Source organism: Luteibacter yeojuensis (genome assembly GCF_000964085.1).
Lineage (GTDB): Bacteria > Pseudomonadota > Gammaproteobacteria > Xanthomonadales > Rhodanobacteraceae > Luteibacter > Luteibacter yeojuensis_A.
The window spans coordinates 20,065-34,820 of record NZ_JZRB01000050.1 but is presented as its reverse complement, the minus strand read 5'-3'; the positions used below and the strand labels follow the sequence as shown (position 1 = coordinate 34,820).

At 69.0% G+C, this 14,756-nt stretch carries 14 protein-coding genes; all 14 read right to left on the bottom strand.

Going from position 1 to position 14,756, the window contains the following annotated elements:
• Positions 1 to 297 (bottom strand): hypothetical protein (locus tag VI08_RS18135; RefSeq protein WP_045831041.1); only part of this gene is annotated, 297 nt, incomplete at its 3' end.
• Positions 298 to 612: 315 nt separating this feature from the next.
• On the bottom strand, positions 613 to 918 hold the full coding sequence (locus VI08_RS18130) for an STAS domain-containing protein (protein WP_045831040.1): 306 nt from the start codon (positions 916 to 918) through the stop codon (positions 613 to 615).
• Between the two features lie 11 nt (positions 919 to 929).
• On the bottom strand, positions 930 to 2,114 hold the full coding sequence (locus VI08_RS18125; protein WP_045831039.1) for a methyl-accepting chemotaxis protein: 1,185 nt from the start codon (positions 2,112 to 2,114) through the stop codon (positions 930 to 932).
• A gap of 19 nt (positions 2,115 to 2,133) precedes the next feature.
• Positions 2,134 to 3,264: a protein-glutamate methylesterase/protein-glutamine glutaminase gene (locus VI08_RS18120; RefSeq protein WP_045831038.1), complete on the bottom strand. Its 1,131-nt coding sequence runs from the start codon at positions 3,262 to 3,264 to the stop codon at positions 2,134 to 2,136.
• 70 nt (positions 3,265 to 3,334) lie between these two features.
• The gene (gene cheD / locus VI08_RS18115; RefSeq protein WP_045831037.1) at positions 3,335 to 3,997 is read right to left on the bottom strand and encodes a chemoreceptor glutamine deamidase CheD; all 663 of its coding nucleotides are present in this window, start codon (positions 3,995 to 3,997) and stop codon (positions 3,335 to 3,337) included.
• Positions 3,994 to 4,869 (bottom strand): CheR family methyltransferase, encoded by an 876-nt coding sequence (locus VI08_RS18110; protein WP_045831036.1) that lies wholly within the window; start codon positions 4,867 to 4,869, stop codon positions 3,994 to 3,996. The genes cheD and VI08_RS18110 overlap by 4 nt, the downstream gene beginning before the upstream one ends.
• A 3-nt stretch (positions 4,870 to 4,872) precedes the next feature.
• The gene (locus VI08_RS18105) at positions 4,873 to 6,582 is read right to left on the bottom strand and encodes a methyl-accepting chemotaxis protein (protein WP_045831035.1); all 1,710 of its coding nucleotides are present in this window, start codon (positions 6,580 to 6,582) and stop codon (positions 4,873 to 4,875) included.
• Between the two features lie 46 nt (positions 6,583 to 6,628).
• On the bottom strand, positions 6,629 to 7,141 hold the full coding sequence (locus VI08_RS18100) for a chemotaxis protein CheW (RefSeq protein ID WP_045831034.1): 513 nt from the start codon (positions 7,139 to 7,141) through the stop codon (positions 6,629 to 6,631).
• A 182-nt stretch (positions 7,142 to 7,323) separates the two neighbouring features.
• Complete coding sequence (locus tag VI08_RS18095) at positions 7,324 to 9,297, bottom strand: chemotaxis protein CheA (protein ID WP_045831033.1); 1,974 nt, start codon at positions 9,295 to 9,297, stop codon at positions 7,324 to 7,326.
• An 18-nt stretch (positions 9,298 to 9,315) separates the two neighbouring features.
• Positions 9,316 to 9,678 carry a response regulator gene (locus VI08_RS18090; RefSeq protein WP_045831032.1) on the bottom strand — a complete coding sequence of 121 codons (363 nt, stop codon included), beginning with the start codon at positions 9,676 to 9,678 and terminating at the stop codon, positions 9,316 to 9,318.
• A 10-nt stretch (positions 9,679 to 9,688) separates the two neighbouring features.
• Positions 9,689 to 10,006, bottom strand: a complete 318-nt coding sequence (locus tag VI08_RS18085; protein WP_045831031.1) for an STAS domain-containing protein — start codon at positions 10,004 to 10,006, stop codon at positions 9,689 to 9,691.
• An 88-nt stretch (positions 10,007 to 10,094) separates the two neighbouring features.
• Positions 10,095 to 11,123: a tRNA preQ1(34) S-adenosylmethionine ribosyltransferase-isomerase QueA gene (queA, locus tag VI08_RS18080; protein WP_045831030.1), complete on the bottom strand. Its 1,029-nt coding sequence runs from the start codon at positions 11,121 to 11,123 to the stop codon at positions 10,095 to 10,097.
• 34 nt (positions 11,124 to 11,157) lie between these two features.
• Positions 11,158 to 13,530 (bottom strand): hypothetical protein, encoded by a 2,373-nt coding sequence (locus tag VI08_RS18075; RefSeq protein WP_045831029.1) that lies wholly within the window; start codon positions 13,528 to 13,530, stop codon positions 11,158 to 11,160.
• On the bottom strand, positions 13,527 to 14,723 hold the full coding sequence (locus tag VI08_RS18070) for a DUF3142 domain-containing protein (protein WP_198148999.1): 1,197 nt from the start codon (positions 14,721 to 14,723) through the stop codon (positions 13,527 to 13,529). The genes VI08_RS18075 and VI08_RS18070 overlap by 4 nt, the downstream gene beginning before the upstream one ends.
• Between the last annotated feature and the right edge of the window lie 33 nt (positions 14,724 to 14,756).

Below are 14,756 nucleotides of genomic sequence, written 5' to 3'. Positions count from 1 at the left end.
GCCAGTGCCACCCCCGGTACCGCCGCCCGTGCCTCCGCCGCTGCCGGTGCCGCCGCCCGAGCCACTGCCGCCGCCAGAGCTGCCGCCCGACCCGTCGCCGCCACCGGTGCCGCCGGAACTCCCGCCGCCCGCATCGCTGCCACCGCCCGCGCCGCCCGGATTGACCACGCCGCCCGAGCCGCCGCCCGAGTGCGTTGAACCGTGGCCGCTGCAGCCGGTGATGCCCACCGCCGCGGCGAAGATCGCGCTGGCCAGTAGGGTGCGTGTGAGAACCTTGCCGATCGATTGCTCGTTCATTGCCGTCTCCTCGTTCGTGGTGTGGCCCCCCTGCCGGACGAGGGCGCAGCACCATGAGACGGCGGTCGCATTTCGGCGATTACGCCAATTCGGCCGCTACGTAGACTTACGTAGTGCAAATTTGGCTAGCTGTTATCGGCATGCGAAGGGATAAAAAAAACGCCTCCACGACGGGAGGCGTAATTTGGTGAATCCGGTTTTTTCGTTACCCATGTAGGAGCGCGCTTGCGCGCGACATCGTTTCGCGGGACGTAACAGGCCCTGTGGCTCTCTCGCGAAAGGCGTCGCGCGCGAGCGCGCTCCTACACGAGCGATTCAGTGCACGGTGAACAGCTTGTCGAAGCCCGCGATACGCAGGGTATTACGAAGGTCGGCGCTGGCATTGACGATGCGGATCTCCGCGCGGTCGCCGCCGGCGTGCTCGCGCAGCAGCATGAGCATGCCGAGCGCGGAGCTGTCCATGCCGGTGACCTGCTCGAGGTCGAGCACGTAGCTGCGGGCCTGCGCCACGTCGCCCAGGCAGGCGTCATGGAAGGCACGGTGGATCGAGAAATCGAAGCGCTCGCCCATCTGGAGGGTGAGGCAACCGTGCTCGGTGTCGTTGTGGATGGTGATGGACATGCTGCTTCCCCTTAGAACAGGTCGATGTCGCCGGCGGCCATGGACTGCTGCAGGGCCGGGCCACGGGCACGCAGGCGGGCGCGCTCGCGCTGCTCGGCGAGGCGGGTGCGCACGCGCTGGGCGCGGGCGCTGAGCTCGGCGGCCTCGGACGGCACGCAGGCCAGCTCCTCGATATCACGGGTGCAGTCGGCGGTGATCTCCTGCAGCTCGACCAGGCGCGAGCGCGTCTGGTGCAGCAGCTGGCTCAGGATGTCCTCGAACTGCAGCGAGCGGATGGTGGTCGAGACGTCGTTGCCGAGACCACGGTTGATGGTGGCGGCTTCGTCCGCGGCGGCGCTGGTGCGGGCGTTGCTCTCGGTGATGGTCGACATCATGGTGTCGATATCGCCCTTGGCCTGCAGGGCCACGTTCATGTCCTGCGACGCCATGCGGCCCACGAGCTCGCGCAGCTGTTCCATCGCGGTGCGCGAACGCTCCACGTGCGTGCCGATCTTCTCGTTGAACTGGTTGCTGTGCTGGGCCAGGTTGCGGATCTCGCCGGCCACCACCGCGAAGCCGCGGCCGGATTCGCCCGCGCGGGCCGCTTCGATCGCGGCGTTCAGCGCCAGCAGGTTGGTTTCCTCGGCGATGGTGTTCACGTTCTTCAGCAGCGCGAACACGGCATCCATTTCCTTCGCCATGCCGTCGATGCGGTAGACGATGCGCAGGCTATCGCGCGAGAGCTGCACGATGAGGCCCACGAAGTGCTCGAGCAGGCCGGCGGTGCGGTCGGCGAAGTCCTGCACCGAGATGCCCTTGCCGCCGCTTTCGATGATCTCGCCCAGCAGCTTCTGCTGCTTGCCGGTCTTCTGCGACAGGCCATTGAAGCCGCCGCCCAGCTCGGCGACGGCATCGCGCACCAGGTCGAGCGCCTGGTGCAGCTCGCGGCTGGCGTGGCCCAGCTCATCGACGATGGCGCTGCGGACATCTTCCATCGCTTCGCGCACCGACTGCTCGTCGGCGGCGGCGCTGTTGGTGACGACCAGCTCGACCATCGGCTCCTCGAAACGCGGGCGCAGCGCGATCGCGATCCAGGTGGCGGTGAGCAGCGCGACCACCAGCGGCGCGACCCAGGCGGCGTGGAACACCAGCACGGCGACCAGCGCAAGGGCGCTGGTGGCGAAGCCGGCGACGCGTTCGTTCTTCGGGATAACCATGGCGACTTCTCTTCGTCCTTCAGGTACCGACGCGTGCCGCGACGGTGGGAATGGGGGTATGGGCGAGCGCGAGCAGGCGCGCGGCGATCTGGTCGAGGGGCAGCATCTCGGCGGCGGCGCCGGCCTTCCAGGCGGCGCCCGGCATGCCCCACACCACCGAGCTGGCCTCGTCCTGCACGAGGGTATGGGCGCCGATTTCTTTCAGCTCGCCAAGGCCGCGCGCACCGTCGTCGCCCATGCCGGTGAGCAGGCAGCCCACGGTGGCGGCGCCGACGCTGGCGGCCATGGAACGGAACAGCACATCCACCGCCGGCTTGTGGCGGTTCACCGGCGGGCCATCGTGCAGGCGGCACACGTGGCGCGCGCCGTCCCACATCACCAGCAGGTGCTGGTTACCGGGGGCGATGTAGACATGGCCCGCCTGGATGGGCTGGCCGTCGCGGGCCTCGCACACCTTCATGGCCGAGCAGGTATCCATGCGCGCCGCGAACGGGCCGCTGAAGGCGGCAGGGATGTGCTGGGTGATGACAATGGGGGGCGCCGTGGGCGGCATGCCCTCGAGCACCACGCGGATGGCTTCGGTGCCACCGGTGGACGCGCCGATGCAGATGATGCGCTGGCCACCACGGCTGCCCGGGGTCTGCGCGCGTGGCAGCACGGCATCGGCGGAGAGCCGCGGCGTGACGTCGAGCTTCGACAGCGAGAGGTCGGGCTTTTCGACCTTCGTGACGGTGGTGCGCTCGCGCGGCCTGGCGCCGGCGGCGGTGCGGACCTTCGCGCAGATCTCCGGCGCGTGGTCCATGAAGGTGTTGGCGAGGTCGGCGGCCGGCTTGGTGAAGAAATCCACCGCGCCCAGCTCGAGCGCGCGCAGGGTGACGTCGGCGCCCTTCTCGGTCAGCGTCGAAACCATGACCACCGGCATCGGGCGCAGGCGCATCAGGTTCTCGAGGAACGTGAGGCCGTCCATGCGCGGCATCTCGACGTCGAGCGTGAGCACGTCGGGGTTCAGCGCCTTGATTTTCTCGCGCGCGATCAGCGGGTCCGGGGCCGTGCCCACCACCTCGATGCCCGGATCGGACTCGAGCATGGCGGCCAGCACCTTACGGACCAGGGCCGAGTCGTCGACGATGAGGACGCGTACTTTCTGCATGGATACTTGCAAACTCGGGTGGCTGGGACGCGGGCGCGCTGGACAAGGCGGGGCGGTTCGACGCGGGGCGTCAGAACAGTTCCACCTCTCCCTTTATCGGATCGTTTTCCAATCGCTTGAGGTACCGCTTCTCGCGATCGGCCAGCTGGGTATCGTGGGTGGCGCGCAGCTGCCGGACACGCACCTTGCCGCTCACCGGGAAGAAGTGCACGTGGCGCGGGTAGATGTCGCCCACGTCGGCGGCGCACAGCTTCAGGTTCTCGGTGGCGATGTAGCGCTGCACGAAGGCGATGTTGCGCTGGCCGATATCGGTCATGGTCTGCAGCACGCGCCCACCACCGAAGATCTTCACTTCGAGGTCGTCGCGGCGGCCACCGGCCTTGAGGATGCTGTTGATCAGCTGCTCCATGGCGTCGTTGCCGTAGCGGGCCGCACGGCCCACGGTGGAGCCCCAGCTATCGCGCTCGGTGCTGGCGGGCTCGGGCAGCATGAAATGGTTCATGCCACCGATGCGGCGGCGGGTGTCGCGCACGCACGCCGAGACGCACGAGCCCAGCACGGTGGAGATCATCTCTTCCTGCGTGCTGACGTAGAACTCGCCCGGCAGGATCTTCACCGTCACCACTTCCTGGGCAGGATCCCAGAACCGGCGCAGGTGCTCGAACCCCGGCAGCACGCGCTTTGGGTCGAAGCCAGCGAACGTGCGCGGCTGCGCGACGAACGTGTCGCTCATGTACGTTTCCGGTAGACCGTGCGGCCAATCAGGTCGAAGTCATCGGAAAGCCCATACATGGATTCCGAATGGCCGAGGAACAGGTAACCCCGGCTTTCCAGCATGCCGGCGTATCTAGCGAACAGGCGCTGCTTCGTCGGCTTGTCGAAATAGATGACGACGTTGCGGCAGAAGATGGCATCGAACTTGCCCTGCATGGGCCAGTCGTGGAGCAGGTTGAGCGGCTGGATCGTCACCAGCTCGCGCAGGCGCGGGTGCACGCAGGCATAGCCGTCGTACGCGCCTTCGCCACGCAGGAACCAGCGGCGGCGGCGCGTGTCGTCCACGCCGCCAAGCCGGTCCACCGGGTAGACGCCCTTGCGCGCGGCTTCGAGGGCCTGCGGCGAGAGGTCGGTGGCCAGGATCTTCGCATCGAGGGTGGCACCGGTGCGCTCGAGCGCCTCGGCCAGCACCATCGCCAGCGCGTAGGGTTCCTCGCCCGTGGAGCAGCCGGCCGACCAGATGCGCAGGCGCCCGCCGTTCTTTTTCTTCTCGTCCAGCCAGCGCGGCAGCAGTTCCTCAACGAGCATGTCGTAGTGGTGCATCTCGCGGAAGAACGAGGTGACGTTGGTGCTGATGCAGCTGGCGAGTTCACCCAGCTCGGCCTCGGGGTCGCGGCGCAGCAGCTCGCAATACGCCGCGAACCCGCTGAGGTTCAGCGCGCGCAGGCGGCGCAGCAAGCGCCCCTGCACGAGCTGGCGCTTGTGGTCGCCCAGCGAGATGCCGCAGTGCTGCAACACGAACTCACGCAGGAAGGCGAACTCGGCCTCGCCGAGGCTCGGCCCATTCGCGCCCGCCACGACGCCATCGCCGTTGTTGACGAGCGCGTTCATCGATCAGAACTCCTTCCACACGCCAGCGTCGCCGGCCGGCTCGGCCGGGCGCTGCGTGCGCGCAGCCGGCTGGCTGCGCACCGCGGCGAACACGGTTTCCATTTCCTGCTGGGTCGGGTCCTTGCGGCTCGCCGCGACGGCCGCGGCGGCGGCGCCACCCACCTTGAAGAACGCCACCTGGCGGCTCAGCTCGCTGGCCTGCTCGTGCATGGCGCGGGCGGCGGCGGCGGATTCTTCCACCAGCGCGGCGTTCTGCTGGGTCATCTCGTCCATCTGCAGCACGGCGTGGTTCACCTGGTCGATGCCGGCCGACTGCTCGGAGCTGGCGGCGGCGATCTCGGCGACGATATCGGTCACCTTCTTCACGCTATCGACGATCTCGGCCAGGGCCTTGCCCGACTGGTCGACCAGCTCGGAACCGGCCTTGACCTTGTTCGCGCTGTCGTTGATGAGGCCCTTGATCTCCTTCGCGGCGCCAGCCGAACGCTGGGCCAGGTTGCGCACCTCGGTGGCCACCACGGCGAAGCCGCGGCCCTGCTCGCCGGCACGCGCCGCTTCCACCGCGGCGTTGAGCGCCAGCAGGTTGGTCTGGAACGCGATCTCGTCGATGAGGCTGACGATGTCGGAAATCTTCTTCGACGAGCTGTTGATCTCGCGCATCGCGACGACGGTCTGCGCGACCACCTCGCCACCCTTCTCGGCCTGCTCGCGGGCACCGCGGGCGAGCTGGTTGGCGTGGCTGGCGTTCTCGGCGTTCTGCTTGACGGTGGAGGTCATCTCCTCCATCGACGAGGCGGTTTCTTCCAGGCTCGACGCCTGCTCCTGCGTGCGCTGCGACAGGTCGTCGTTACCGCGCGAGATCTGCTGCGCGGCCGTGCTGACCGAACCGGAACCGTGGCGCACTTCGGTGACAATGGCGGCGAGGCGCTCGTCCATGGCCTTGAAAGCGGCCTGCAGCTGGCCCAGTTCGTCGCTGCGGGTCACCTGGATATCGTGGCCCAGCTTGCCTTCGGCGATTTCGTGGGCCACGGCCACGGTCTTCGCCAGCGTGCCGATGATGCCGCGGACGACCAGGGCGGCGATGATGAGGCAGAACACCAGGCCGATGGCCAGCGAGCCGATGGACAGCGCGCGGATCGTCTTGTACTGCGCGGCCTGCTTCGCGTAGATGGCGGCGGCTTCGTCGCGCTTGGCTTCGATCAGCTTGCCGAGCTGGGTCTGGCGATCCATGAGCAGCGGGCGTACCTGCAGCTCGAGCACGTCGGTGGCGCCTTCGTCGTGCTGGTTCAGCGCGTCGACCATGTCGGCCTTGGCCTGGGCATAGTCCTCGTTCGTAGCCTGCCACTTGTCGTAGAGCTTCTTGATGTCCGGCGACATGGGCAGCTTGGCGAAGTCGGCCTTCAGCTTGTTCATCTCCGCCTGGTACTTCTCGAACTCGGCGATCTTCTGCTTGACCTGGTCGGCTTCCTTCACCTTGGTCGCGGCTTCGCCCAGCACGATGAACGACATGAGCGAATTGGTGTTGACGCGGCTCAGCATCTCGGAGGGCGCAAGCTCCTCTTCGTAGATCTGGCGCATGCCTTCGTTCTGGAAATACATGGCACCGAGGCCCACCGCCGCACCACCGAGCAACATGGCGGTGAGCAGGCCGAGCACGCCGTAGAGGCGGCCGCGGACGGTCAGGGCGGGGATCTTCAGCTTCAACTTCTTCATCACGATTCCAGTTCGATAAGTTGCGAAGGAACGCTTGCCTGGTGGCTCAGGCAACGGCCTTGGTGTCGGTGGCGGCCAGCGCGGCGTCGAGCATCTGCGCATCCTGCGGCTGCAGCAGGCGGTCGACATCGAGGAGCAGCACCATGCGCTCGCCCACCGAGGTCAGGCCCTTCAGGTATTCGGTATCGACGGTGGTGCCCATGTCCGGCACCGGGCGGATGCCCGAGGGGGCAACCTCGACGACATCGGAGACGGCATCGACCACCACGCCGAACTGGCGGCCCGCGACCATGACGATGACGCAGACGGTGGTGGCCGTGTATTCCTCGCGGGTGAGGCCGAAGCGCAGCCGCAGGTCGAGCACGGGAACGATGGCGCCACGCAGGTTCAGCACGCCGAGCACATACGACGGGGCCTGCGGGATGCGGGTGACCGGGGTCCAGCCGCGGATTTCGCGGACGGCGAGGATATCGACGCCGTATTCCTCGCTACCGAGGTTGACGGTGAGGTACTGCGCGGCTTCTTCGGCCACGGCGGCGGAGCTGGCGGTCTGGTTCATTGTGTTCCCACTGCGGATCGGTCGGCGGTTCGGGACCCCTCAAGGGGGTATCGGCCGGTGCAGCAGGAGCTTGAGCGGAATCTTGTGTAGGAGCCCACCCCGTGGGCGACAGCTCTTCGCCAAACGCAACAGGCCCTGTGGCGCCGCCGCGAAAGGCGTCGCGCACAGGGTGCGCTCCTACATCAGGCGGCCTTGCGGCGACCCTGCAGGCGCACAAGGCCCGCGATATCGGTAATGAGCGCGACGGAGCCGTCGGCCAGGATGGTGGCGCCGGAAATACCCGTGACGCGGCGGTAGTTGGCTTCGAGCGACTTCACCACCGCCTGCTGCTGGCCGATCAGTTCGTCGACGAACAGGCCGATGCGGGTGCCCTCGCCTTCCACCACGATGACGATGCCTTCGTCGACGGCGCGGCGCGGGCCGCTGCAGCCGAACACATCGAACAGGCGGACGATGGGCAGCCATTCGTCGCGGAAGCGGAACAGCTCGCCGCCGCCCACCACGCTGCGGACGTTCTCCGCCTTCACCTGCACCGATTCCACGATGGAAACCAGCGGCACGATGTAGGTTTCCTCACCCACCGCGGCCGTGAGGCCGTCGATGATGGCCAGCGTGAGCGGCAGGGTGATGGTGAACGTGGTGCCCTGGCCGTACTTGCTGGTGATGCCGACGGTGCCGCCGAGATCCATGACGTTGCGACGGACCACGTCCATGCCCACGCCACGACCCGAGAGATCGGTGGTGGCGGCGGCGGTGGAGAAGCCGGCCTCGAAGATGAGTTCGGCCACCTGGTCGTCGGTCATGCCATCGCCCGAGGCGATGATGCCGCGCTGGATGGCCTTGGCCACGATGGCGTCGCGGTTCAGGCCCGCGCCGTCGTCGGCCACTTCCACCACGATGGAGCCGCCACGGTGGAAGGCCTCCATGCGCAGGGTGCCGGTATCGCCCTTGCCCGCGGCCTGGCGCTTCGCCGGCACTTCCAGGCCATGGTCGATGGCGTTGCGCACGAGGTGGACCAGCGGGTCGCCGATCTTCTCGAGCACGGTCTTGTCCAGTTCGGTGGTCTCGCCGCGGAGGTCGAGCACCACCTTCTTGTCGAGCTTCTGGGCCAGGTCGCGGACAAGGCGCGGGAAGCGGTTGAACACCGTGCTGATGGGCAGCATGCGGATGCTCATGACGCTTTCCTGCAGCTCGCGCGTGTGGCGGGCCAGCTGGGCCAGGCCCTGGCGCAGCATTTCCAGCTGTGCATCCTGCACGCCATCGTGGAACTGGCTGAGCATGGACTGGGTGATGACCAGCTCACCCACCAGGTTGATGAGGGTATCGATCTTCTCGATGCCCACGCGGACGGAGCTGGCCTCGCTGTTGGTGGCCACCTCGCGCACGGCGCGGGGCGCGGCCGGTGCCGCCGGGGCGGCCGCGGCCGGCGCGGGGGCCGGCGCCGCGACACGCGGGGTGATCGTCAGGTCGCAGTCGCCGTCCACCCAGTCGAACACGCCTTCCACGGCGGCGCGCTTCGCGCCGGCGGCCAGGCCGAGGGTGTAGGCGAGGTACGAGGCCGTCGGGTCCATGCTGGCCAGCGGCGGCAGCGCCGAGGCATCGGTGCTGACGCTGAGCGGGCCCATGCCCTGCAGTTCGCGGAACATGCGGGCCGGGTCGTTGCCGGTCTTCAGCAGGTAATCGAAGGGGCGGAACGCGATATCCCAGCCCTCGATGGCTTCGGCGGGCGCGGCGGCCTTCGCGGCCGCGGCGGGCACGGCGGAGCCGCCCGCGACCATGGCGGAAAGCTCGGCCAGCAGGGCCTGGCTCTCGGCGCTGGCGCCGGGCTGGCCGGCCATCTGCAACGAGAGCATGTCGCGGATGATGTCGCCCGAGCGCAGCAGCAGTTCCACCACGGCCTTTTCCATCGGGCGGCGGCCGCTGCGGACCTCGTCCATCAGGTTTTCGGCCACGTGGGTGAACGCCGCGACGTCGGCAAAACCGAACGTGGCCGCGCCGCCCTTGATCGAATGGGCGGCACGGAACACGACGTTGATCAGTTCAGGGTCTTCCGCGCCTTCGTCCAGCGCGAGGAGGGCCTGCTCCATGGCGTCGAGACCATCGAGGCTCTCTTCGTGGAACGCCTTGTGGAATTGGGCCAGATCGACTTTGGACATGGGAAAACCCTGGATTGATTAGCCGAGCACGCGGGCGACGGTGGCCAGCAGCTGGTCGGGATCGAACGGCTTGACCAGCCAGCCCGTGGCGCCGGCGGCCTTGCCTTCCATCTTCTTGTTCACGTCCGACTCGGTGGTGAGCATGAGGATGGGCACGCCGCTGTAGCCGGCCATGGTGCGCATCTCGCGCACCATCGAGATGCCGTCCATCACCGGCATGTTCACGTCGGCCAGCACCAGGTCGTACTTCTTGCCACCGGCCTGGTCGAGCGCGTTGCGGCCGTTATCGGCCTCGTCCACGTCGTGGCCCGCGCCACGCAGGGTGAAAGCCACCATGCTGCGCATGGAGGCCGAATCGTCTACCGCGAGAATGTTTGCCATCGTCCTACCTTCAGTTCACGCCGGCCGGGGCCGGCAGTTCAATCAATGCATCAAGCCCGAGCACCGTGACACCACGGCGAAGGGTATCGCTGGCACCCAGCCAGGCCACCGGCACGCTGGCCGCGCGGGCATCGCGCGAGAACGCCGCGAGCACCTGCAGGGCCGCCGTATCGACCTGGGCCACCGCGTTGCCGTCGAGCTGCACGGCCGCGCCGGCGTTGAGCGCCGCAAGCAGGGTATCGCGCAAGGCGGGCGCCGCGCCGATACGCAGGTCCGCTTCCAGCGCCAGGGGCGCCGCGATTGCGTCTTGGGGGGATTTTTTCGCCATCGTCTTCACTGCCCGGGGGGTCGTTCGGATGGCTTATCGGCCCCGCAGGGTAAAGCTTTAGCCCCACCCATGTAGGAGGAAAAGGCAGTTAGCGCGGCGGGATGATCAGCATGGCGTCGCCATAGCTGAAGAAACGGTAGCGCTGCAGCACGGCGTAACGGTAGGCGTCGAGGATGGCTTCCTTGCCCGCCAGGGCCGAGACCAGCATGAGCAGCGTGGACTGCGGCAGGTGGAAGTTGGTGACCAGCGCGTCGATGCTGGTGATCTTGTAGCCGGGGAAGATGAAGATCTGGGTTTCGCCGGCGAACGGGCGCAGCACGCCCTCGACCGTGGCGCTTTCCAGCGCGCGCACCACGGTGGTGCCCACGGCGATGACGCGGCCACCGGCGGCGCGGGTGGCGCGGATCTTCTCCACCAGTTCGGCGCCCACGTTCAGCCACTCGCGGTGCATGACGTGGTCGTGCACGTTCTCGGCGCGCATGGGCTGGAACGTACCCGCACCCACGTGCAGCGTGACGTAGCCGAAATCGACGCCCCGGGCGCGCAGCTTCTCGAGCAGGGCCTCGTCGAAGTGCAGGCCGGCCGTGGGCGCGGCGACGGCGCCCGGCTCGCGGGCGAACACGGTCTGGTAGCGCTCCATGTCCGTGTCATCGGCCGAGCGCTCGATGTATGGCGGCAAGGGCATCTCGCCCAGGCGGCCCAGCAGGCGCTCCAGCGGTTCGTCGATCTCGAAGCGCAGGTTGAAGAACTCGCCGTCGCGGCCCAGCACCGTGATGCGGGTACCGTCGGCCAGCTCGATGATGCCGCCCTCCTTCGGCTTCTTGCTCACGCCCAGCTGGGCCCGGGCCTCGCGGGCGCCGGTGACCCGCTCGATCAGGATTTCGACGGCACCGCCGGAATCCTTGCGGCCGTAAAGGCGGGCCGGCAGCACGCGGGTGTCGTTGAACACCAGCAAATCGCCCGGGTTGATGAGATCGGGCAGTTCGTAGAATTTCCGGTTCGCCTTGGAACGCGCGCCCACGTCCACGACCAGGAGGCGGCTGCCCGAGCGGCGCTCGAGCGGCGCCTGGGCGATCAGGTCGGGCGGCAGGTCGAAGTCGAAATCGGATTTCTTCACGTACGAGGGGCCGATGGGGCGTGGGGACCTGGGATTATGGCGCAATCTGGCGGCGACGGCGGCGGACCACCCCCCAGGCCAGGCCGGCCAGCACCACCACGGCCACGCCGATCTCCGCCGGCAGCCAGTGGCGGACGAAGCGTTTCACGGCACGTACCTGCTGGGCGCGCTTGAGTTCGCGCGCTTTTGCGAAGTCCGGCTCCTCGCAGCTCCAGCCAAAATCACCCGCCCATGCCACGTAGGCACCCTGCTTCACGTAGCGGGCGTAGTACTCGCTGGCGCGGCGCTGGCGCTCGTTCACCGGCTTGTCCTCCTCGCCGTCGCCGGCTTCGTTGTAGTCGGGCGGGCCTTCGAGCATCCAGTGGGTGGCCTGGCACAACGTAGCGGCGAACGCCTGCGAGCGGGGCGGGAGCAGGTCGGCGGCCGCCACGGCCCGGTCGGCGGCGGCGTAGCGGTAGTGCAGGCGACGGTCGGGCAGCACGGCGCTGTCGCGGTAACGCTGGCGTTCGCCCTCGGTGACGTACTCGCCCTTCAGCGAGTCGGGCCCCTGGCCACTGCCGCCCTGGAACATCCCGCCGTTGTCGAAGTAATCCGGGCCCTGCTCGGCGCCCAGCAGCTCCATGCCATGCTCGCGTTCAATGACGGCGGCGCGATAGCGCGCCTCGGCCTTGCCGATGTCGGTCCATGCGCTGTCGCCCTCGTGCACGGCGCTTGCATAGGCCTTGGCCGTCGCCACCAGGTCGACATCACCGAACCGCTTGTCGCCAGCGGGCGGGAAGTAGGGGTAGGCCTCGTCGAAGCGGCCCACGCGCATGAGGCGGCGCGCCAGCAGGTGGCGGAGGTGGTCGTCGATGGTGACGGAGCCATAGGCGGCCTGCTCCTTGTCCGCCTTCGGCGCCGTGGAATAGGCCGGCGCGTGGGCGTCGACGAACGCCTTGAGGTCATCGACGGTGAGCACGCGCTCGGCGATGTACGCGGCATCGTTGCCGTAGCCGATGCCCGAGCTGCTGAGCTCCTCGTACGTGTTGCCATCGCCACCGACGGCCCTTGCCGCGTCATGCAGGTGGGTCAGCGCTTCGACGTAGTCGCCGCGCGACAGCGCAAGCACGCCGCGCTCGCCCATCAGCAGGTGCACGCTGCCCTGCTCGAGCGGGGCCTTGGGATCGTCGGCCGCCGGGAACGCCTTCGCCGCCTCGGCGTACGCGGCGGTGGCGGCGTTCATGTCGCCCTTGCGCAGGGCCAGCTTGGCGCGCACCCAGCTCGCGAGCGGGCCATCGGCCCTGGCCAGGAGCTTCCCGGCATCGTCGTAGCGGCCCGTCTCGTAGGCCAGCGATGCGAGGCGATCTGCCGCGGCCACCTTGTCGACGCCACTGCCGACGATGGCGTCGACAAGGTTCGCCAGCGCCTCGGCCGGCTTGCCATCGCTGGTCTGCGGCGCCACGCGGGCGAGCGCGTAGGCCACGAGCAGGCGCTGCGACACCGGGCCGTCGATGAGCGTGGCGGCCTGGCCCTCGTTGGCCAGCACCGCGGAGGCGATGGCGGCGAGCGAATCCACGCCCTGCCCCGAGCCATGGCCCGCCTGCGCCGCGTAGAGCGCGATCGCATGCTTCAGGTCGGCCGGCGAGAGGGCGGCGACGCAATCGTCATTGCGGGCGAACGCGGCCCATGGGCACGGCACCTTCCCCGCGAACAGGCTGAGCCTGGCTTCTTCGCCAAAACTGGCCACGCCCAGGCCCTGGGCATCGGACGCACCCGCCAGCACGCGCGCCCGCACCAGCTGGAAGGCCTTGGCCGCGGCATCGCGGGCGGCGCCGAACGCGGGCGTGCCGGCGGCCTTCATCGCGCGCAGGGCGTGCACCTCGCCGAGCATGTACGCGGCCCAGGCACCGCGGGCCTTCGCCTGCTCGGGCGGCAGCGCCAGCACCTGCCCGAAGCTGGCCTGCGCGGCGTCGAGCGCGGCGGTGTCGAACGTCGTGCATGGCGGGCGTTCCGTCGCGTTGCCAGACTCGTCCTGCGCGGCAGGCGGGCAAGCGGCGGTGGCGCGCAGGTAGTCCACGGCACCCGCGACGTAACGGCGTACGTCGTCGGGCAGGCCATCGCCCGCCGCATAGGCCGCCGCGCCATCCGCCGAACCCATCAGCGCTTTCACCTTCGCCGCCTGCTCCGCGGGGAGGTCGGCGGCGGGCGCCTGCGGCTCCGCCCAGCGCGAGGCCTCCACGGCCTGCATGGCATCGGCCGCCGGCAAGAGGTGCTGCGCTTCCCACGTGAACGTGTTCTGCGGCACCGCCTTGAGGGTGGCGGCGCGGTCGTCCAGCAACTGCGTGGGGAAATCCGGGCCGCAGGCCCAGGCCACCGCGGCGATGGCGGCAAGGGCAAGGCCGGCGGCGAGCGCGTTGTGCTTCGTCATGAAACGGGGGTTCCCTGCAGGGTGAGCGTGGTGGGCGTGCCCGGCGGGCAACGTGCCCAGCCGACCGCGCGCGTGGCATGCGCGGCAAGCGGGCGGGCCTGGCCCGCGACAAGCGTGAGTGGCTGGGTGCCCGGGGCGAGGCGGTAGCCATCGATGCCATCCGCCAGCATGCAGCCGGGTGGCAACGCCACGCGGCTGGGCGCCGCGGCGTCGGTGGCCGCGGGGTTCTCGACAAGCACATCGCTGGCGCCCTGCCCCGCATCGCGCAGGCGCGTGCGCAGCGGCGCCCGGTCGAGGTGGCCGGTGACCACGCCCCGCCACGTGGCAAGGCTCCAGGCGCGGGTATCGTCGGGGGTGGGCAGGCGGAACCAGACAATACCGGCGAGCCCTTCCGGCCGGTGCGCTTCAAGACCTTGCACGAAGGCCATGACGGCGTCGGGCGACGCGTAGAGCTCCGAAGCGCTTGCGCCGGCCGCGAGCGCGGCGGTTTCGCTTTCCACCGCCAGCAGCGTGCCGTCGTCGTTCCAGCTCACACGCGAGCCATAGGTGGGCAGCGCGATGCGGAACGGCCGGTGCGTGTGTGTCGCATATGCGCTTACCCACGAGGCCGCGATGGCCGGATCGAACAAACCCGCCTGCGGCGCCTGCACGGCATGCACCTGCAGCACCGATTCATCGGCGATGGCCAGCAGCGCATCGAGATCGGCCGAGCCGGCCCACGTGGGCAACGCCGTGATGGAAAGCCGCGTGCCGCCCAACGCCGGCTTCAGCTCGCGCAGGAAGGCCGCATACGCAGGCAGCCGCGCGGTGGGGCAGTCGTAGTCGATCTCGATGGCCGCGGCACCGGGCCAGCGCGTGAGCACGCCGACCACCTGCGCGCGCAACGCGGTGGCATCGAACCGGGCGAGCCGCCCGTCGATGCGCACCACGGGGATGACTGGCCGCCCCGCGGCGGCCAGGGCGCCGTTATCGGCGGTGAACACCTGGACGCGCCCATCGCGCGACGCCTGCGCGGCAAGGACGCGCCATGCGGCGACGAAATCGCGCGAGGCCGCCACCGAACCACGCAACGCAGGCGTCCACTGGCGTTGCCAGATGTAGGCCTCGTGCGTGAGGGGCGCGGGCGTGCCACCGCATGCGGCAAGCAGCGCGGCGGCGAGGAACATGCTGAGCGAACGAAGAAGGCGCGCCAATCCCGTGGCCCCTGTGACGTGGCCAGAGCATAG